The sequence below is a fragment of the Pantoea pleuroti genome, assembly GCF_014156615.1.
Lineage (GTDB): Bacteria > Pseudomonadota > Gammaproteobacteria > Enterobacterales > Enterobacteriaceae > Pantoea > Pantoea agglomerans.
Map to the genome: position 1 here is coordinate 1 of NZ_SBFD01000036.1, position 275 is coordinate 275.

Annotated in this window: 1 protein-coding gene; it reads right to left on the minus strand. The window is 45.8% G+C overall.

All coding sequences use genetic code 11. The features are described from left to right. Positions 1 to 243: relaxase/mobilization nuclease domain-containing protein (locus EPG66_RS22920; RefSeq protein ID WP_484555937.1), on the minus strand; the 243-nt coding region annotated here is incomplete at its 3' end. Positions 244 to 275 lie beyond the last annotated feature (32 nt).

Genomic DNA, 275 nt, shown 5'->3' on the forward strand with positions numbered 1-275 from the left:
GTGCTCATTGGTTAATGAATCGCCCTTCGGTAATCGTAGCGAGTTATGCCATACAGCTTTCTCAACATCCTTTCTCAGTTGCTGAGTTTTAGCGAACTCTGCTGTTAACTCCTCCACTGTAATGCCTACAAGGTTACCTCCTATCAGAACAGGAGGGGTGGAGTGATGAGGAGCAGGGGAAAGAGCATATGAGACGACACCATGAAAGTTCTTACCCCGGCGAATCCTGTTCATTCCCTTCATACAGGATCTTTACTCATTTAATTTCAGCAGAG